Here is a 17460-nt window from a genome sequence, read left to right as displayed (position 1 = left end):
AGTAATGGCTGGTCTGCCCCGCCCGTGCCCACCCGGCGCGGGCGGGGCTTGTTTTTATCTTGTTTTCTTGTGTTTTCCCGGCCGGCAGGCGGGGCCCACAGGGCGGCAGCATCCACAAGGTGCGCGCGGCCCGGCGCAAAGGCGTTGGTCTTAACGGCATGTCGGCCTTGGCCGCCACGCTGCGTTTTGCTCCCCTGGAGCGTCCATCGAGCAGCCCGCTTGCGGCCCTGGCCGGCGAGCCTGGCGACGCCTTGGCAGGAATCGAGAGAAAATCACACGGCAAGAAACGTTTATTGCGAAAGCTCGGGTAAAACTGACCCCGAAACGCAAGAAGTCGGACGTTTCAAATCACTAATATGCTCGTTCCTTACCTGATTGGATTTGACCCATGTCATTGTTCTCGTTGTTAGGCGCACTGGAGATCGGCCTGATCTTCAGCCTGGTGGCCTTGGGCGTGTATATCTCCTTTCGCCTGTTGCGCTTCCCTGACCTGACCGTTGACGGCAGCTTCCCGCTGGGCGGCGCCGTCTGTGCCACGCTGATCGCTTCGGGCACCGACCCGTTCGTGGCCACCATCGTCGCCACGTTCGCGGGCGCGGCCGCCGGCCTGGTCACCGGCTGGCTCAACGTCAAGCTCAAGATCATGGATCTGCTGGCCAGTATCCTCATGATGATCGCGCTGTATTCCGTGAACCTGCGCATCATGGGCAAGCCCAACGTGCCGCTGATCACGGAACCCACCGTCTTCACGATCCTGCAGCCGGGCTGGCTGTCGGATTACGTGGCGCGGCCGCTGATCCTGCTGGTCATCGTGGTGCTGGCCAAGCTGGCGTTGGACTGGTTCTTCGCCACCCAGACGGGCCTGGCGGTGCGCGCCACCGGCTCGAACGGCCGCATGGCCCGCGCCCAGGGCGTGAACACCGGTCGCATGATCCTGTTCGGCATGGCGCTGTCCAACGCACTGGTCGCCATGGCGGGCGCGCTGTTCGCGCAGACCCAGGGCGGGTCGGACATCTCGATGGGCATCGGCACCATCGTCATCGGCCTGGCCGCCGTGATCGTGGGCGAAAGCATCCTGCCGTCGCGCAAACTGGTGCTGGCCACGCTGGCCGTCATCATCGGCGCCATTGTCTACCGCTTCTTCATCGCGTTGGCTCTCAATAGCGATTTCATCGGCCTGAAGGCGCAAGACCTGAACCTCGTCACCGCGGTCCTGGTCACCATCGCCCTGGTCATCCCCATGCTCAAGCGCCGGCTCCTCGGCAAGAAGGGGCGCTGATATGCTGTCCGCAAAAGACCTCAAGATCACTTTCAACGCGGGCACGCCGATCGAAACGCGCGCGCTGCGCGGCCTGTCGCTGGACATTCCCTCGGGCCAGTTCGTGACCGTCATCGGCTCGAACGGCGCGGGCAAGTCCACCTTCCTGAACGCCGTGTCGGGTGACCTGCCGATCGATTCCGGCACCATCATGATCAACGACGCCGACGTCACCCGCCAGCCCGTCTGGGCCCGTGCGGGGCGCGTGGCGCGGGTGTTCCAGGACCCCATGGCCGGCACCTGCGAAGACCTGACCATCGAAGAAAACATGGCGTTGGCGCAGCTGCGCGGCGCGCGCCGCGGCTACGGCCGCGCGGTCAAGGCATCGATGAAGGACGGTTTCCGCGAACGCCTCGCAACCTTGGGCCTGGGCCTGGAAAACCGCCTGTCGGACCGCATCGGCCTGTTGTCGGGCGGCCAGCGCCAGGCGGTGAGCCTGCTGATGGCCGCGCTGCAGCCGTCGCGCATCCTGCTGCTGGACGAGCACACCGCCGCGCTGGATCCGCGTACCGCCGACTTCGTGCTGCAACTGACCGCCCGCATCGTGGCGGAAAACAAGCTGACCACCATGATGGTCACGCACAGCATGCGCCAGGCGCTGGACGTGGGCGACCGCACGGTCATGCTGCATCAGGGGCAGGTGGTGCTGGACGTGTCCGGCGAGGAGCGCCGCGGCATGGACGTGCCGGACCTGCTGGCGATGTTCGAGCGCGTGCGCGGCGAGAAGCTGTCGGACGACGCGTTGCTGCTGGGGTGATCCCGCGCTGACCCGCTCAGCGAAACGCCCGGTGCGGCGCCCCATTCCAGGGGCGTCTCACCGGGCGTTTTTCATGGCGTGGCCGGGTTGGGCTGTCAGGGGGCCAGGCTTCGCCAGGTCTTGAGCAGCAGCGTTTCGATGTCGTGCACCGGCAGCCCGGTGGCGCGCGCCACGGCGTCGCGGTAGGGCGGCATATTGGTGCATTCCAGCACGATGTCGCTCAGGTCCGGCGCCCGCGCCGCCAGGCGCGTGGCGGCGTCCACCACATCGCGCTCGACCTGGGCCAGGTCCATCACGGGGCTGTTTTCCAGGATGCGCGCATGCATTTCGCAGCCGGGCGCCAGGCCTTCGACGATGGCATTGGCCGGCACATCGACCGCATCCAGGATGCCGCGCGACAACGACCGCGCGTCGAAGGTGACGACGCCCACGCGCGCCAGGCCGCGGCATTGCAGCAGGCTGGACGTGACCACAGGCACCGGCACGGCGGCGGCCAGCGCCGACTGGTACCTGGCCAGGAAGCCGCAACTGGTGGAGATCAATGCGGCGCCGTCGCGCGCCAGCGCCACGGCGGCATCGATGAACGGCTGCAGAAAGGCCGGGTCGGCCTCCTGCACGATCTTGCGCGGCGATGCCCCCTGCACCGTGACAAAGCGCACCGGGATGCCGGCCCGTGCATAGGTCTGGGCGTTGCCGACGTCGCCGGGCGGCCGCGGAAAGCGGGTGTCCAGCATCAGCACGCCCAGGAAGCCGGCGGCGCTCATGCGGAAGTCTCCTGTCCTGGCGCGCGGTGAAAGCGCGCCAGGAAGGCGCGGGTGGCTTCGTTTTGCGGATTGCCGATCACGGCTTGCGGCGGCCCGCTTTCGGCGACCACGCCGTCGCGCATGAACACGACCTGGTCGGCGACCTCGCGGGCGAAGCCGATCTCGTGGGTCACCAGGATCATCGTCATGCCATCGCGGGCCAGGCCTTTGATGACGTTCAGCACTTCGCCCACCAGTTCGGGGTCCAGCGCCGAGGTGGCTTCATCGAACAGCATCACGGCCGGCTGCATCGCCAGCGCGCGGGCAATCGCCACGCGCTGCTTCTGGCCGCCGGACAGCTTGTCGGGGTAGTAGTCGGCGCGCTCGGCCAGGCCGACCTTGCGCAGCAGTTCGCGGGCGCGTTCCTCGGCTTCCTTTTTCGGCATGCGTAGCACGGTGACCGGGCCTTCCATCACATTGCGCAGCGCCGTCATGTGAGGGAACAGGTTGAAATGCTGGAACACCATGCCGGCCGAGGCGCGAAAACTGGCCAGCTGCTTCTCGCTGGGCAGGCGGGTGGCGGCGCCCTGGAACGCCAGCGACTGGCCGCCCACCGCGATGCGGCCGCCGTCGGGAATGGTCAGCAGGTTGATGCAGCGCAGCAGCGTGGACTTGCCCGAGCCCGACGGCCCGATCAGGGCCACGGCCTGGCCGCGTTCGACCTGCAGGTTGATGTTCTTGAGCACTTCCTGTCCGCCGAACGACTTGCGCAGGCCCTGGATATTGATGAGAGGGTTGCCCATGGTCATGCCTCTTTGGCGGTGCTGCCGAATTCGAGCTTCTTGGCCCACAGCGTGAAGGGCAGCAGGATCACGAAATACGCGACCGCGATGAAGGTGTAGATCTCCAGCGGCCGGTAGGTGTCGTGCGCCACCACCTGGCCCTGGTACAGCAGGTCGGGCACTGCTAGCACGGACAGCAGCGAGGTGTTCTTGAGCTGCATGATGGACTGATTCATCAGGGGCGGCACCATCTTCTTGAACGCCTGCGGCAGGATCACTCGGCGCAGGGCCTGCGCCGGCGTCATGCCCAGCGCCTTGGCCGCCTCGGTCTGGCCGGCATCCGTGGAAATGATGCCGCCACGGATGATCTCGGAATAGAAAGCGCCGCCGTACAGCGCCAGGCACAGCGTGGCCGCCGCCACCGGCGACATCTCGATGCCGGTGACCACGGGCAGGGCGTAGTAGAACCAGACCAGTTGCACCAGCACCGGGGTGCAGCGGAACACCTCGATGTAGGCGCGGATCGGCGCGGTGACCAGCACGTTGCGCGACAGCCGCCCCAGGCCGGTTACCAGTCCTACCGCCAGGCCCAGGAACACGCACAGGATGGTGAACAGGATGGTGTTCATGACGCCCACGGCGATCAGCTTGCGGTATTCCCACAACACGCTGAAGTCCCAGTCGTACTGGACCGCCGCGCCGAAGATGGCTTCGCGCTTGACGATGACCGCGAGCACGGCGACGGCCACCGCCACGCCCAGCAGCCAGGCGCCTGCCCGCGAGCGGGGCAGGGTTTCGTTCTGGTCGTTCATTGCCGCGGCCTTAGAACTGGATTTCGGGCGGGAAGGCTTCGGGCGGCACGCCGGCCAGCTTCTGCATGTTGGACAGAATCACGCCACGCACCTCGCCTTTGGCGCGGATGTCGGCCAGCCAGGCGTTGACGGCCTTTTGCAACGAATCGTCGGCTTCCTTGCGCAGACCGATGCTGACTGGCGCGGTTTCAACCGGGCTGGGGATCGACATGACGCCGATGCCGGGCCGCTTTTCCAGCAGCGGCTTGGCCAGCAGCACCACCAGGATCTGGCAATCGGCGCGGCCGGACGACAGCGCCAGCGTGGCCGAACCGGAATTCTCCAGGCGAGTGACGGTGGCCTTGGTCAGCACGCGCGTGGCGAGCTGGTCATGGCTGGAGCCCACGTCGACCACGACGCGGTTCTCGGGGGCGTTGAGTTCGGCCCACGATTTGGCCGGGAAGCCCTTGCGGCAGACGGTGGTGTAGGTGTTCTGGAACAGGGTGTCGGAGAAATTCACGACTTCCTTGCGCGCCGGGGTGGGCGCCATGCCGAACATCAGGTCGATCTTGTTGGTCTGCACGTCCAGCACCGAATTGCCCCAGGTGGTTTCCAGGTATTCGGTCTTCACGCCCAGGCGGGCGGCGAACATCTCGGCGAAGTCGGGGCCGAAGCCTTCCCACTTGCCGGTATTGATGTTCTTGTTGAAGTAGGGGATGGCGCCGGCGATGGCGCCGATGCGGATCGTCTTGGTGCGCATGATGCGCTCCATGGCGGTCTCGTTGGCGGACTGGGCGTGCGCCGCGCCGGCGAAGGCCAGGCCGGCCAGCGCCAGGACGGACGCGACGAATTTGCGTTTGGTGTTCATGGGCTTCTCCTTGGGGTCTGTCTGGTACGGGGCCGCGGGCGGCCCGTGCTGCTGTGATGGCGTCTTAAATGAACCGGCCGGGACGAAATGCGCGGTAGGGCGTGCCGTCCGCTCCGGACATCAGTTCGCCTAGTATCTTCGCCGTTCCTGGCGCGGTGCTGAAACCGATGTGCTGATGGCCCAGCGCCAGCCACAGGCCGGGGCGGCGCGGCGCCTGGCCGATCATCGGGCGGCTGTCCGGCAGGGTCGGGCGGCGGCCCAGCCAGGCCTGTGGATCCAGCCGCGCGCCCAGGGCCAGCGCTTCGCGGGCGCGGCTTTCCGCCAGGTCCAGTTGATCGGGGCGGGCAGGGGTCTCGCAGTCGTTCAGCTCGACGCCGGTCGTCAGCCGCAGGCCGCGGGCCATCGGGGACAGCACATAACCGCCGCCGGTGTCGTAGACCGGCCGGGTCAGCGCCGGCCCGTCGCCGGCGCCATAGTGCATGTGATAGCCGCGCTCGAACGCCATGGGCAGGTCGATGCCGGTGGTCTTGAGCAGTGACTTGGACCAGGGGCCCAGCGCCACCACCAAGTCCGGCGCGGCGAGCGCGGCGGACGCATGGTCGCCTTGCACGGTCCAGCCTGCGCCGTCGCGGCAGATGGCCGTTGCGTCCAGGCGGCGCAAGGTGCCGCCCCGGCGCTGGAACAGGTCGGCGTAGGCGCGCGTGACGGCGCCGGGATCGTCCACCGAATACGAACCTTGAATCCACAGGGCGCGGGTGAATATCGGGGCCAGGGCAGGTTCCAGCCGCGCCAGCTCGGCCGGGTCCAGCGCCTGGGTCGGCACCTGGTGGCGGGCGTAGGCGGCGCGCGACAGGGCGCTGCCCTGCCAGGCGGCTTCGCTGCGGAACAGGAAGATCCAGCCCGTGTCGCGCAGGCGGTGGCTGATGCCGGCTTCAGCCAGCAGGCGCTGGTGCTCGGGCGCCGACAGCCGGATCAGGCTGTCCAGCGCCGCGGCGGTTTCCTGGAAGACCGAGGGCCGCGCGCGCCACAGGAAGCTGGCGGCCCAGCCCAGGTTGCGGGCCAGGTAGCCGGGGCGGTAGCGGAATTGGACGGTGTCGTTCTTGAGCAGCCGGGGCAACTGGCGCCACAGGCCGGGATGGTTGAACGGCATCAGGGAACTGCGGGCCAGCACGCCGGCGTTGCCGTGCGAGGTTTCCTGGCCAGGTTCCTGGCGGTCGACCAGGGTGACGTCCATGCCGCGACGCTGCAGTTCCAGCGCACAGCAGACGCCGACGATGCCGGCGCCGAGCACAATGACTTGTTTTCCCATCTTTTTTTGGACTCAGGCTAGGGGCAAAGGGACCCGTCGGCGATTGTAGGGCAGCGGGGGGCGGCCTGCGCGCGGGACAGGCCACGGCGTGGACGCCCGCGGCGAGGGCCGCGCGATGACTGCGCCGTCGCAGGCCGCAGGGGCCGGCAGGCCGCCCGGCTCAGGTTGGCGGCCGTTGCCCCAGGATCCGGCCGGCCGCGGCCACGCCCCACCACGCCGCCTCCTCGAAAACGGAATAGCCGGACAGGTCGGCGTGGGCGAACAGCACCGGGCCGTCGACGTCGCGCAGGGCTGCCAGGCCCGGGTTGGACAGGTAGCCGCAATACGGCGAGGCCATGGCGTGGCCGCGCACCGTGATTTCAAGCTGGCGCGCGCGGCGCCAGAAGTCATCGCCGTAGGCGGCCACCAGATCCGCCGCCGCTTCGTCGCGCAGCGCTTCGGGACTGGCGCTGGCCAGCCATCGTCGCGTGGCTTGCGGCGTCTTGCCGCTGAGCGCGTCGTAGGCCGTGAACACCGTGCGCGGCGAACGCGCCACCCGCAGCAATTGGTGGGTCGACACCACATAGCCCAATGCGCGGCCCTGGTAGACCACGTTGTCCCAGGACAGCGGCTCGCCGGGCGCTTCGCGCGGATAGCCGTCCATGACGAAGTTGGACACCAGCCATGGCGCGTGCGGTGAAGCGTGCACCGCCGGGTCGTAGCCGTAGGCGCGGATGTCGGGCAGGATGCGCTGGGCCACGAACAACGGCATGGCGCAGACGGCGCGCCGCGCCTGCAGCGTGTAGACGCTGGCGGCGGGGCCCGGCGCCAGGCAATCGACCTGGGGGCCGGCGGCGGTCTCGCGCAGGCGCACCGCGGTGCCGGGCAGCAGCCAGCCGGCGTGGCCCAGCCGCGCGCTGATCGCATCGCGCAGGCGCTGCATCAGCGGCGCCAAGCCGCCGGGCCAGGTCAGCACCGCGCCCTCGGCGGCGTTGGCGGCATGACCGTCGCGGCTGGCGAAATAATGCAGGCCGGCCCAGGCCGAGACCACGTCGTATTGCGCGCCGTAGTCGTCGCGGCAGCAGTAGTTCAGGTACCAGTGCAGCGCGGGCGAGGTATAGCCCTCGCGGTCCAGCCACGCTTTGAACGTCAGCGTGTCCAGCGCGCGCCAGGCCGGGTCGCGCGACGACAGCGCGATGGGAATGCAGAAGACCTTGTGGCCGTCGTTGCCGACCTGCCCGTGCAGTTGATCCACCAGCGCCAGGAACTTGCGATGCTGTTCGGCGTCGCCGTCGGGCAGGCCGGTCATCGGCAGCAGGCCGTCTTCCCAGTGGCCGTTGCGCAGCAGGCGCTCCTGCGGCGAATGCGCCAGGACGGTTTCGTCGTAATAGGGCCGCGCGGCGTAGGCGTCGCGTTCGGCGATGCCGAAGTCGGCCAGCATCTCGCGCACGTGGGTGGACTGCAGCGACGGCAGCGGCAGGTAGTGCGCGCCCAGTGGATAGTCCAGGCCGTCGCGCTGCCCGGCCGAGGCATTGCCGCCGTACTCGGGGCCCTCGACCACCACGAAATCGGTATGGCCTTCGCGCGCCAGTTTCCAGGCGCAGGTCAGGCCGGCCACGCCGGACCCCAGGATCGCCACCTGGCAGCGGCGGCTACTTGATGACGTCGGCAGCGTGGCACCGTCGCGCAGCGCATGGCCGGCCTGCATGCCGGGATAGCGCACGTCGGGCGTGGTCTCGATGATGCGCGACCGGTAGTAGCCCGCCGTGCCCGCCGCGGCGGCGGTGGCCGTGCCCAACAGGAAGGTGCGGCGGCGCATCAGCGGATGACCTTGCGCCAGTCCTCGTCGAAGTAGCGCACGAGCGATTGTTCGTTCAAGCGGTTCGGCGGCATGGCCAGCGCCGGCATGTCGGCGGGAAAGTGGAACAGCTCGCGCAGGGTGGGCGGGTCCAGGTAGCGGGTCGGCACCGAGATGGCTGCGGGCGGCGTGTAGTCGCGGCGCTTGCCGGCCAGGATGAAGCCCCAGTCGCCGAACGACGGTACGTAGGCGTGGTACGGCCAGGTGTTCAGGCCGGCTTCCTTCAGTGTGGCGTCCACGCTCCAGAACGAGCGCGGCGCGAAGTAGGGCGAGGTCGACTGGATGACCATGTAGCCGTTCTCGGCCAGGTGCCGCGCCATCAGGTGGTAGACCGGCACCGAATACAGCCGGCCCAGGCCGAAGTTGGACGGGTCGGGGAAGTCGACCACGATGTAGTCGTAGACCTCGGCATGGCTTTCCAGCCAGCGGCCCGCGTCGTCGTTGATGACGGTGACGCGCGGATCCTTCAGCGAATTCTGGTTCAGCCGGGTCAGCGGTTCGGAACGCGAGAACAGGCCGGTCATGGCCGGGTCCAGGTCCACCAGCGTCACGTGCTCGACGTGCTTGTACTTGAGGATTTCACGCACCGCCAGGCCATCGCCGCCGCCCAGCACCAGCACGTTGCGGGCCCACGGCAGCGCTTGCAGGCCGGGAATCACCAGCGACTCGTGGTAACGGTGTTCGTCGCGCGACGAGAACTGCAGGTTGCCGTTGATGTACAGGCGCAGGTCGTCGTGCCAGCGCGTCACGATCAGGCGCTGGTAGGGCGTGGTTTCGGCGTGCACCACATCGTCGCCGTACAGGCCTTTTTCGGCCCAGGCCGTCATCTGGCCTGAGAACAGGAAGCCCAGGGCCAGCAAGCCGAGCACCACGCCGCCGCGGATGGCTTTTTCAGCGGGCCGGCGCACTTCGGCGCGGAACAGCCAGGTGGTCCAGAGCGCCACGCTGGCATTGAGGATGCCGAACAGGAACCCGGTGCGCAGCAAGCCCAGCTTGGGCGCCAGCAGCAGCGGAAAGATCAGCGAGACGGCCAGCGCGCCCAGGTAGTCGAACGTCAGCACCCGGCTGACGATTTCGCGGAATTCCGTCTTGCGCTGGTTGAACACGCGCATTACCAGCGGGATTTCCATGCCCACCATCAGGCCGATGATGAACACGCCCACGTACAAGGCGGCGCGGAAGGGCGCCGACAGCCAGGCGAACACCAGGAACAGGACGGCGGCGGAAACTCCCCCCAATAATGCGACGGCCAGTTCGACGTCGATAAAGCGATTCAAAACGTCGTCGTCTTTTACATATTTTGACAACCACGATCCGATGCCCATCGCGAACAGATAGCAGCCGATGACGGAAGAGAACTGGAGAATGGAATCGCCCAGCAAATAGCTGGCCAGCGCGCTGCTGATGAGCTCGTAGCCCAAGCCGCAGGATGCGACGATCAATACCGACAGGATGAGAACGCGGTCGCGCATGGGGGTTCCGACTCAGAAAATGCGTTCGCAGTATATCGAAGGCGCCGTATATACTGCGCGCAATTAGGGCCTGAAGGGGGGCGAATATGGGAGAAGCGATGCATCCGGCCGTGACCTATCTGATCTACATCGTCTCGGCGCTGGTGATGCTGGGCGTGTTCACCGCCGTCTACACCACGGTGACGCGCTACAAGGAATTCGACCTGATCCGCGAAGGCAACATCGCCGCGGTGCTGTCGTACAGCGGCGCGCTGGTGGGCTTTTCCTTCACGCTGTGCTCCAGCATCGCCATCCACGCCAGCTTCGTCATGTTCGTGGTCTGGGGCGTCGCCGCCATGGCGGTGCAACTGGTCGTCTACGCGATCATGGCGCGGGCCATCCGCGGCCTGAACGAAGCCATCGAAGAAAACAATATCGCCATGGGCGGCCTGATCGGTTCGATCTCGCTGGCCGCCGGCGTCGTCAACGCCGCCTGCCTGACCTGAGCGGGCCGAACGCGCTGATTCCGATCTGACACAGGAGAACTTGCCATGAGTCTCGGTTCATTTATCCGCAAGCAGTTTATTGACATCCTGCAATGGAACGAGGATGGCGATGGCGTGCTGGCCTGGCGCCATCCGATGCAGGATTTTGAAATCCAGTACGGCGCCAGCCTGACCGTGCGCGAATCGCAGATGGCGGTATTCGTCAACGAAGGCAAGGTGGCCGACGTGTTCGGCCCCGGCATGTACAAGCTGACGACGCAGACGCTGCCGATCCTGACGTACCTGAAGAACTGGGACAAGCTGTTCGAGTCGCCCTTCAAGTCGGATGTGATCTTCTTCAGTACCCGCCTGCAACTGGGCCGGCGCTGGGGCACGGCGCAGCCGGTCACGCTGCGCGACAGCGAATTCGGCATGGTGCGGCTGCGCGCCTTCGGCGTGTATTCGTACCAGATCACCGATCCGGCCAAGTTCTACCGCGAGATCAGCGGCACGCGCGACGTCTACACCGTCGACGACCTGGAATTGCAGCTGCGCAACATGGTGGTCGCCGCCATGACTACCGCGCTGGGCGGCTCCAAGGTGGCGTTCCTGGACATCGCCGGCAATCAGGGCCTGATGTCGCAGAGCATCAGCGAGCAGCTGGCCCCGGTGTTCGATCGCTACGGGGTCAAGCTGGACAACTTCACGGTTGAAAACGTGTCGCTGCCCGAAGAGTTGCAAAAGGCGCTGGACACCCGGATCTCGATGGGCATGGCCGGCGACCTGGGCAAGTTCACCCAGTACCAGACGGCCACCTCGATCCCGCTGGCGGCGCAGAACGAAGGCGGCATCGCCGGCATCGGCGCGGGCCTGGCGGCCGGCGCGGCGCTGGGCCAGACCATGGCGACCGGGCTGGGCGTGGGGCAGGCTGCGGCTCAGGGCCAGCCGGCGCAGGCCACGGCGGCTGGCGCCGCCGCGGCAGGGGCTGCGGGCGCGGCGGCCGGGGGCGACCCCGTGCAGCGGCTGCAGCAGCTCAAGGACCTGCTCGACAAGGGCCTGATCACGCCGGCCGACTACGACTCGGCCAAGGCCGAAGTGCTGAAGAAACTCACCAGCTGAGCGCCGAACGCCCATGCAGCAGGTCCTGTGTCCGCAGTGCGGAGCGCCCGTCAAGTTCACGTCCACGGCGTCGGTCATGGCGGTCTGCGGCGCATGCCGCAGCACGCTGCTCAAGGACGCCGAGTCGGTCAAGCGCATCGGCGAAACCGCGGATGTGCTGGAAGACTATTCGCCCCTGTGCCTGGGCGCTGCCGGCCAGTTCGAAGGCAAGCGCTTCGACCTGATCGGCCGCATCCAGCTGCGCTATGAAGACGGCTTCTGGAACGAGTGGTATCTGTGGTTCGACGACGGCTCGGACGGCTGGTTGTCGGACGCCTCGGGCCAGTACGCCATCACCCGCCGCCGCAAGGTCAAGTCAACCCAGGGCATGCCGGCGTTCGCCGACATCGCGCCGGGCGACGAACTGAAGCTGGACGGCCAGCGCTTCGCGGCGTCCGACGTGCGCACCTGCCGCGCCGGCGGCGCGCAGGGCGAGTTGCCCTTCGTGCCGGGCGATGGCTGGGAGGCCAAGGTGGCCGACTATCGCAGCCTGGACGCCTTCCTGACGCTGGATTTTTCCGACAGCCCCGATCCCGAGCTGTACATAGGCAAGGCCTTCGACCTGGCGGGCATGCAGGCGGCCTCGTTGCGTTCGAACGAACAGGTGCAAGAGACGGCGGGGCGCTTTCGCGGCCAGATCAAGGCGCTGGATTGCCCCAATTGCGGCGCGCCCATCAGCTTTGTCGCGGCCATGGCCACCCAGGTGGTGTGCCCGTCGTGCGCCGCCACGGTCGACTGCGCCGGCGAGACCGCCGAGGTCATCGCCAAGGCGCAGAAGGTCAAGGCCATCAAGACCACGCTGGCGCTCGGCGCCACCGCCAAGATCGACGGCGCGGCCTATACCCTGATCGGCCTGATGAAATGCGCCGACCCGGACCCCGAAGAGCCGTCCGACTGGATCGAATACCTGCTGTTCAACCCGGTCAAGGGCTTCATCTGGCTGGTGGAAACGGACGAGGGCTGGGAACGTGTGCAGGTCTGCGACACCTGGCCCAGTCGCAACAATGCCACCAGCGTGCGCTGGCGCGACAAGCTGTACCAGAAGCTGTACGACTACACGTCGCGCGTCGACCTGGCGCTGGGCGCCTTCAACTGGCGGGTGAAGGTGGGCGACAGCACGCAGATCACCGACTACAAGGCGGGCAACCTCAAGCTCACCCGCGAGCAGGGGCCGGCCGAACTGGGCTGGTCCGCCGCTGGGCCGGTGGCACCCGCCCAGCTGGCCGAGTGGTTCGGCAACCCCGAACTGGCCAAGCAGAAAGCCATGCCGCGGGCGAGCACGCCGGGCGGTTACCGCAAGTGGGCCTGGTTCGCGACCATCGCCATGGGTTTCCTGAACCTGGGAAATATTTTCAACGGCCGCCTCCTGCCGATCCTGATCGGCCTGGCGTTCCTGTGGCTGCCGGCCAGCCTCGCGGACAAGATGTCCGCAAAGGACGAATAGCGGATGGGCAAGTTCCTCTATGCCATCTACGCCGTGATCGTGGTCATGGCCGCCACCGGCGCCAGCTCGCCCGGCGCCCGCTTCACCAGCGGCGGCAGTACCAGCAGCGGCAGCAGCAGCAGCTGGGGCGGTGGTTCATCGGGCAGCTCGGGCTGGTCCTCGGGCGGATCGCACAAGTGACAGCGCTGGTTTCGACCCCGCAAGACCCGCGTCCCGCCCCGGTGACGCCGCACGCCACGCCCGGCCGTCACATCCTGGCCGACTTTCGCGGCGTGCCGGCCGGCTTGCTGGCCGACGCGCGGGCGCTGGAGCGCGAGCTGGTCCTGGCCGCCGAAGCGGCGGGGGCCAAGGTGCTGGGCGCCCATTTCCACCATTTCGGCGAAGGCGCCGGCGTGACCGGCGTGGTCATGCTCAGCGAATCCCACATCAGCGTGCATTCCTGGCCCGAACACCAGTTCGCGGCGCTGGACATCTTCATGTGCGGCGCGGCGCGGCCCGAGCTGGCGCTGGAGCGCCTGCACGCGGCGCTGGCGCCCCAGACCGTGCGCGTCACTACGGTCGACCGCGGCTGAACGCCCGGCGCCGGCGGCATTCCCCCAACCTTTGACCTGGCGCAAGCCGCCTGCCGGCTGCAAATTGACGGGCGTTATATACCTATATATATTTCGTTACCGATATTGATCTTGTTCTAGGAGAGTGCCATGTTCCGCAAACACCCGATCCTGGCTGTGTCGCTGGCCCTGGCCGCCGTCTGGGGTTCCAGCGCCCACGCCGGCGACCTGGTGGTGTCCGCCGCCGCCAGCCTGACCAACGCGTTCAAGGAAGTGGCGCAGGCCTACGAAAAGGAGCATGCCGGCACCAAGGTCGTCCTGAACTTCGGTGCCTCCGACGTGCTGCTGCAGCAGATCGTCAAGGGCGCGCCCGCCGACGTGTTCGCGTCCGCCGACCAGAAGGCGATGGACAAGGCCGTCGAGGAAAAAGCCGTCAAGGCCGATTCGCGGGTGGACTTCGCGTCCAACCAGATCGTGCTGATCGTGCCGACGGACAGCAAGCTCAACATCGCCGCGCTCAAGGACCTGACGCGCGACGACGTCAAGCGCATCGCCTACGGCAATCCGGCCTCGGTGCCGGTGGGCCGCTACACCCAAGGCGCGCTGCAGGCCGCCGGCCTGTGGGACGCGGTGCAGGCCAAGAGCGTGCTGGCGCAGAACGTGCGCCAGAGCCTGGACTACGTGTCGCGCGGCGAAGTGGACGCGGGCTTCGTGTTCGCCACCGATGCCGCCGTGATGCCGGACAAGGTCAAGGTCGCCGTGCGCGTGCCGTCGCAGACGCCCGTCACCTATCCTATCGCCGTGACCGCGCGCGACGCCGCCGCCAAGGAAGCCCAGAGCTTCGTGGCCTATGTGCTGTCGCCCGCCGGCCAGGAGATCCTGTCGCGTTACGGCTTCCAGAAGCCCTGAGTCCAGGCCGGGATTGAACGTTGAATCTTGAATCGCAGGCGTCATGAGCGATCCAGTATGGGTGCCCCTGCTGCTTACCCTGAAAGTGGCGGGCTGGGCAACGCTGTTGGCAACCGTGGCCGGCACCGCGGCAGCCTACGGCTTGTCCCGCTGGCGCTGGCCGGGGCGGGACCTGCTGGACGCCATTTTGACGCTGCCGCTGGTGCTGCCGCCTACGGTGCTGGGCTATTACCTGCTGGTGCTGCTGGGCCGGCGCGGCGTGCTGGGCGAAAAGCTGGCGGCGCTGGGCATTGAACTCGTGTTCACCTGGCAGGGCGCCGTCATCGCCGCGTCGGTGGTGGCGTTTCCGCTGGTGTTCAAGTCGGCCCGCGCCGCGTTCGAAAACGTCGACGCGCAGCTGGAAAGCGCCGCCCGCGTGTTGGGCGTGTGCGAAGCCGGTGTCTTCTTCCGGGTGACGCTGCCGCTGGCGGCGCGGGGCATCGTGGCCGGCGTGCTGCTGGCGTTTGCCCGCGCGCTGGGCGAATTCGGCGCCACGCTGATGATCGCCGGCAACCTGCCGGGCCGCACCCAGACGCTGTCGGTGGCCATCTACGAAGCGGTGCAGGCGGGCGACGATGCCACCGCCAACTTTCTGGTGCTGGTGACTTCGATCACCTGCATCGCGGTGCTGCTGGCGGCCGGCAAACTGGTGCCGATCAGTTCCAGCCGACGCAGCGGAGGCGCATGATGAGCGTCGACCTGCGGATCCGCAAGAACATGGTCTCGGGCGATCGGCATTTTTCGCTGGACGTGGCGTTTTCGTCGGCGTCCAAGCGGATTGCGCTGTTTGGGCCGTCCGGAGCCGGCAAGAGCCTGACGCTGCGCGCGGTGGCCGGCTTGCTGCGGCCCGACGCTGGCCGCATCGAAGTCAACGGCCGCGTGCTGTTCGATTCCGAGGCCCGTGTCAGCGTCGCGCCGCAAGCCCGGCGGGTGGCCTACCTGTTCCAGGACTACGCGCTGTTCCCGCACCTGACGGTGGCCCAGAACATTGCCTTCGGCTCGCGCCGCGGCTGGCTCAATCCGCCCAAGCGGGCGGTTTCGGCCGACGCGCGGCGCTGGGTCGACGCCTTTGAACTGGGCGCCATCGTCGGCAGCTATCCCAGCGAGATCTCGGGCGGTCAGAAGCAGCGGGTCGCGCTGGCGCGGGCGCTGATGCTCAAGCCCGACATCCTGCTGCTGGACGAGCCGTTTTCGGCCCTGGATTCCCAGTTGCGCGGCAAGATGCGCCAGGAACTGAACGCCTTGCAACGCCAACTGAACGTGCCGATGCTGCTGATCACGCATGATCCGGCGGACGTCGACGCGCTGGCCGATGAGGTGTTCGAGGTGCGCGAGGGCAAGGTGCGCCGGCGCGACGAAGACGTGGGCGTATAGGGGCGAGGGCAGGGCGGGAGCTTGCCCGCCGCCCGTTAGCGACGGGCGCGCGTCAGTCCAGCACGCCCAGGATCACGCTGGACGCCTTGAAGATGGCGACCGCGGGAGCGCCGTCGCCCAACCCCAGCTCGGTGGCGCTTTCGTTGGTGACAATTGCCACGAGCGTGGTGCCGCCTTCCAGGTCGATCAGGATTTCGCTGTTGACCGCGCCGGTGCGCACCGCCGCGATGGTGCCCGGCAGCTGGTTGCGGGCCGACAGCCGCAGGCCGGGGCCCGGGGCGCCGACGATCACCGATGAGGCCTTGACCAGCGCCAGCGCCTCTTTGCCAGGGGCCAGTTCCAGCTCCTGCGTGCTGTCACGCGTGATGGTGGCGGTGATGACGTGGCCGCCGGCGATGCGCAGCAGGATCTCGTCGTTGACGGCCCCGGTGCGGACTTCCATCACGGTGCCCAGGAGCTTGTTGCGTGCGCTGGTCTTCAACATAAATCGCCTCATCAGGTCGATGTCGCCACGGGCGGTCAGGCCGGCGCGCGTCAGGTTTTCCATGAATTTGCGGTGCTCGGACTCCAGCGCGCGGAAGGTCGCGATCAGGCTGCGGGCCCGGTCCGTCAGGCGCGTGCCGCCGCCGCCCTTGCCGCCCGCGGCGCGCAGCACCAGCGGTTCGCCCGCCAGGTTGTTCATGGCGTCGATGGCGTCCCAGGCGCCCTTGTAGCTCATGCCCACCGCGCGCGCGGCAGCGGTGATGGAGCCCGTGGCGTCGATTTGCGCCAACAGGTCTATGCGGTTCTTTCCGCCCCAATTCTGGGCGCCGGAACGAAACCAAATCGAGCCGTCGAGTTCCAACATGGGGGTATCGTGTGGTCTGGGTCTGGAATAATCCCCCGAGTGTAATGGAGCCCGCGCGCGCCGCGGTTTGATCTTGATCCAATGAGAATGCGTCCTTGTTGAAACTTTGTCCGCTTCGCGGCACTATGAATGCGCCTAAGTCCTGTTGACACCCGGGCCCGCGCGGGCTCGTTCTCTCGGAGATCGACATGAAAGCGTTCAAAATGCTGGCGGTGGGTTCCTTGACGGGCTTGTTGGCGGCTTGCGCCTCCGGCCCCACCGTCAAGGGCGATTACGATCACAAGGCCGATTTCGCGCAGTACCGCACGTTCGGCTACATGTCGCCGCTGGGCACCGACAAGGCCGGCTACAGCACCCTGCTGACCGAAAGGCTGAAAGACGCCACCCGTGGCCAGATGGAGATGCGCGGCTACGTCTACAGTGCTTCCAACCCCGACCTGCTGGTCAATTTCAACGGCAAGCTGCAACAAAAGACCCAGGTCACCGAAGCACCGCCGGCGATGGGGCCGTACTACGGCTACCGCGGCGGCTTCTACGGCGGCTGGCCCGGCTACGGCTGGGGCGACACCGTCTACCAGTACACCGAAGGCACCCTGAACGTCGACCTGGTCGACTCGCGCCGCAAACAGCTGGTCTGGGAAGGCGTGGCGGTCGGCGAGGTTCAGAACCCCGAGATGGCGGCATCGGCGCAAAGCGTCGAGAAAGCCGTCGCGCTGATTTTCGCCAAGTATCCGTTCCGGGCCGGCGTCGCCGCCCCGCAGTTGCCGGACAAGAGCAAGCCCTAGGGCTATGTGACT

General features: G+C 67.3%; 19 protein-coding genes. 11 read left to right on the top strand and 8 right to left on the bottom strand.

What is annotated here, in order from left to right:
• Positions 1-388: 388 nt before the first annotated feature.
• On the top strand, positions 389-1279 hold the full coding sequence (locus A9974_RS28540; RefSeq protein WP_183007533.1) for an ABC transporter permease: 891 nt from the start codon (positions 389-391) through the stop codon (positions 1277-1279).
• Position 1280: 1 nt separating this feature from the next.
• On the top strand, positions 1281-2075 hold the full coding sequence (locus tag A9974_RS28535) for an ABC transporter ATP-binding protein (RefSeq protein ID WP_183007532.1): 795 nt from the start codon (positions 1281-1283) through the stop codon (positions 2073-2075).
• Positions 2076-2170: 95 nt separating this feature from the next.
• Here A9974_RS28535 and A9974_RS28530 read toward each other — a convergent pair whose 3' ends face one another.
• The 7 genes from A9974_RS28530 to A9974_RS28500 all read right to left on the bottom strand — a co-directional run bounded on the left by A9974_RS28530 (position 2171) and on the right by A9974_RS28500 (position 9877).
• On the bottom strand, positions 2171-2839 hold the full coding sequence (locus A9974_RS28530; RefSeq protein WP_183007531.1) for an aspartate/glutamate racemase family protein: 669 nt from the start codon (positions 2837-2839) through the stop codon (positions 2171-2173).
• Positions 2836-3621: an amino acid ABC transporter ATP-binding protein gene (locus A9974_RS28525; RefSeq protein ID WP_183007530.1), complete on the bottom strand. Its 786-nt coding sequence runs from the start codon at positions 3619-3621 to the stop codon at positions 2836-2838. Before A9974_RS28525 ends, A9974_RS28530 begins: the two co-directional genes overlap by 4 nt.
• A gap of 2 nt (positions 3622-3623) precedes the next feature.
• Positions 3624-4412, bottom strand: a complete 789-nt coding sequence (locus A9974_RS28520; protein WP_183007529.1) for an amino acid ABC transporter permease — start codon at positions 4410-4412, stop codon at positions 3624-3626.
• Between the two features lie 10 nt (positions 4413-4422).
• Positions 4423-5259 (bottom strand): transporter substrate-binding domain-containing protein, encoded by an 837-nt coding sequence (locus tag A9974_RS28515; RefSeq protein WP_025137864.1) that lies wholly within the window; start codon positions 5257-5259, stop codon positions 4423-4425.
• 64 nt (positions 5260-5323) lie between these two features.
• Positions 5324-6568, bottom strand: a complete 1245-nt coding sequence (locus A9974_RS28510) for an FAD-binding oxidoreductase (protein ID WP_183007528.1) — start codon at positions 6566-6568, stop codon at positions 5324-5326.
• A 160-nt stretch (positions 6569-6728) separates the two neighbouring features.
• Positions 6729-8366 carry an NAD(P)/FAD-dependent oxidoreductase gene (locus A9974_RS28505; protein ID WP_183007527.1) on the bottom strand — a complete coding sequence of 546 codons (1638 nt, stop codon included), beginning with the start codon at positions 8364-8366 and terminating at the stop codon, positions 6729-6731.
• Positions 8366-9877 carry a polyamine aminopropyltransferase gene (locus A9974_RS28500; RefSeq protein WP_183007526.1) on the bottom strand — a complete coding sequence of 504 codons (1512 nt, stop codon included), beginning with the start codon at positions 9875-9877 and terminating at the stop codon, positions 8366-8368. The genes A9974_RS28505 and A9974_RS28500 overlap by 1 nt, the downstream gene beginning before the upstream one ends.
• A gap of 98 nt (positions 9878-9975) precedes the next feature.
• Between A9974_RS28500 and A9974_RS28495 the strand changes: the two genes are divergently transcribed.
• The 8 genes from A9974_RS28495 (at position 9976) to A9974_RS28460 (ending at position 15816) form a co-directional block, all read left to right on the top strand.
• Complete coding sequence (locus tag A9974_RS28495; RefSeq protein ID WP_183007589.1) at positions 9976-10362, top strand: DUF350 domain-containing protein; 387 nt, start codon at positions 9976-9978, stop codon at positions 10360-10362.
• Between the two features lie 45 nt (positions 10363-10407).
• A complete protein-coding gene (locus tag A9974_RS28490) occupies positions 10408-11460 on the top strand; it encodes an SPFH domain-containing protein (protein ID WP_183007525.1) in 1053 nt (350 codons plus the stop codon).
• Between the two features lie 13 nt (positions 11461-11473).
• Positions 11474-12943 carry a DUF4178 domain-containing protein gene (locus tag A9974_RS28485; RefSeq protein ID WP_183007524.1) on the top strand — a complete coding sequence of 490 codons (1470 nt, stop codon included), beginning with the start codon at positions 11474-11476 and terminating at the stop codon, positions 12941-12943.
• Between the two features lie 3 nt (positions 12944-12946).
• A complete protein-coding gene (locus A9974_RS28480) occupies positions 12947-13123 on the top strand; it encodes a hypothetical protein (RefSeq protein WP_183007523.1) in 177 nt (58 codons plus the stop codon).
• Positions 13124-13164: 41 nt separating this feature from the next.
• Complete coding sequence (gene speD, locus A9974_RS28475; RefSeq protein ID WP_183007588.1) at positions 13165-13515, top strand: adenosylmethionine decarboxylase; 351 nt, start codon at positions 13165-13167, stop codon at positions 13513-13515.
• A gap of 129 nt (positions 13516-13644) precedes the next feature.
• Positions 13645-14403, top strand: coding sequence for a molybdate ABC transporter substrate-binding protein (gene modA, locus A9974_RS28470; RefSeq protein WP_183007522.1), 759 nt, complete (start codon positions 13645-13647; stop codon positions 14401-14403).
• A gap of 43 nt (positions 14404-14446) precedes the next feature.
• Positions 14447-15130 carry a molybdate ABC transporter permease subunit gene (modB, locus tag A9974_RS28465; RefSeq protein WP_183007521.1) on the top strand — a complete coding sequence of 228 codons (684 nt, stop codon included), beginning with the start codon at positions 14447-14449 and terminating at the stop codon, positions 15128-15130.
• On the top strand, positions 15130-15816 hold the full coding sequence (locus A9974_RS28460) for a sulfate/molybdate ABC transporter ATP-binding protein (RefSeq protein ID WP_183007587.1): 687 nt from the start codon (positions 15130-15132) through the stop codon (positions 15814-15816). Before modB ends, A9974_RS28460 begins: the two co-directional genes overlap by 1 nt.
• Positions 15817-15868: 52 nt before the next feature.
• On the opposite strand, the gene A9974_RS28455 is transcribed toward A9974_RS28460, so the two are convergent.
• The gene (locus A9974_RS28455) at positions 15869-16663 is read right to left on the bottom strand and encodes a TOBE domain-containing protein (protein WP_183007520.1); all 795 of its coding nucleotides are present in this window, start codon (positions 16661-16663) and stop codon (positions 15869-15871) included.
• A gap of 188 nt (positions 16664-16851) precedes the next feature.
• Between A9974_RS28455 and A9974_RS28450 the strand changes: the two genes are divergently transcribed.
• Entirely contained in the window at positions 16852-17448 is a 597-nt protein-coding gene (locus tag A9974_RS28450; protein ID WP_183007519.1) for a DUF4136 domain-containing protein, read from the top strand.
• Positions 17449-17460: the final 12 nt, after the last annotated feature.

This window comes from Achromobacter sp. UMC71, assembly GCF_014170305.1.
In the GTDB taxonomy this organism is placed as follows: domain Bacteria; phylum Pseudomonadota; class Gammaproteobacteria; order Burkholderiales; family Burkholderiaceae_B; genus Achromobacter.
Note: the sequence above shows the minus strand (reverse complement) of the source record. Positions and strands in the feature narration are given on the sequence as shown.

What these genes read in the sequence shown, in the direction of transcription:
- A9974_RS28540 (WP_183007533.1), top strand. Translation starts at nt 389, where the DNA reads ATGTCATTGTTCTCGTTGTTAGGCGCACTGGAGATCGGCCTGATCTTC.
- A9974_RS28535 (WP_183007532.1), top strand. Translation starts at nt 1,281, where the DNA reads ATGCTGTCCGCAAAAGACCTCAAGATCACTTTCAACGCGGGCACGCCG.
- A9974_RS28530 (WP_183007531.1), bottom strand. Translation starts at nt 2,839, where the DNA reads ATGAGCGCCGCCGGCTTCCTGGGCGTGCTGATGCTGGACACCCGCTTT.
- A9974_RS28525 (WP_183007530.1), bottom strand. Translation starts at nt 3,621, where the DNA reads ATGGGCAACCCTCTCATCAATATCCAGGGCCTGCGCAAGTCGTTCGGC.
- A9974_RS28520 (WP_183007529.1), bottom strand. Translation starts at nt 4,412, where the DNA reads ATGAACGACCAGAACGAAACCCTGCCCCGCTCGCGGGCAGGCGCCTGG.
- A9974_RS28515 (WP_025137864.1), bottom strand. Translation starts at nt 5,259, where the DNA reads ATGAACACCAAACGCAAATTCGTCGCGTCCGTCCTGGCGCTGGCCGGC.
- A9974_RS28510 (WP_183007528.1), bottom strand. Translation starts at nt 6,568, where the DNA reads ATGGGAAAACAAGTCATTGTGCTCGGCGCCGGCATCGTCGGCGTCTGC.
- A9974_RS28505 (WP_183007527.1), bottom strand. Translation starts at nt 8,366, where the DNA reads ATGCGCCGCCGCACCTTCCTGTTGGGCACGGCCACCGCCGCCGCGGCG.
- A9974_RS28500 (WP_183007526.1), bottom strand. Translation starts at nt 9,877, where the DNA reads ATGCGCGACCGCGTTCTCATCCTGTCGGTATTGATCGTCGCATCCTGC.
- A9974_RS28495 (WP_183007589.1), top strand. Translation starts at nt 9,976, where the DNA reads ATGCATCCGGCCGTGACCTATCTGATCTACATCGTCTCGGCGCTGGTG.
- A9974_RS28490 (WP_183007525.1), top strand. Translation starts at nt 10,408, where the DNA reads ATGAGTCTCGGTTCATTTATCCGCAAGCAGTTTATTGACATCCTGCAA.
- A9974_RS28485 (WP_183007524.1), top strand. Translation starts at nt 11,474, where the DNA reads ATGCAGCAGGTCCTGTGTCCGCAGTGCGGAGCGCCCGTCAAGTTCACG.
- A9974_RS28480 (WP_183007523.1), top strand. Translation starts at nt 12,947, where the DNA reads ATGGGCAAGTTCCTCTATGCCATCTACGCCGTGATCGTGGTCATGGCC.
- modA (WP_183007522.1), top strand. Translation starts at nt 13,645, where the DNA reads ATGTTCCGCAAACACCCGATCCTGGCTGTGTCGCTGGCCCTGGCCGCC.
- modB (WP_183007521.1), top strand. Translation starts at nt 14,447, where the DNA reads ATGAGCGATCCAGTATGGGTGCCCCTGCTGCTTACCCTGAAAGTGGCG.
- A9974_RS28460 (WP_183007587.1), top strand. Translation starts at nt 15,130, where the DNA reads ATGAGCGTCGACCTGCGGATCCGCAAGAACATGGTCTCGGGCGATCGG.
- A9974_RS28455 (WP_183007520.1), bottom strand. Translation starts at nt 16,663, where the DNA reads ATGTTGGAACTCGACGGCTCGATTTGGTTTCGTTCCGGCGCCCAGAAT.
- A9974_RS28450 (WP_183007519.1), top strand. Translation starts at nt 16,852, where the DNA reads ATGAAAGCGTTCAAAATGCTGGCGGTGGGTTCCTTGACGGGCTTGTTG.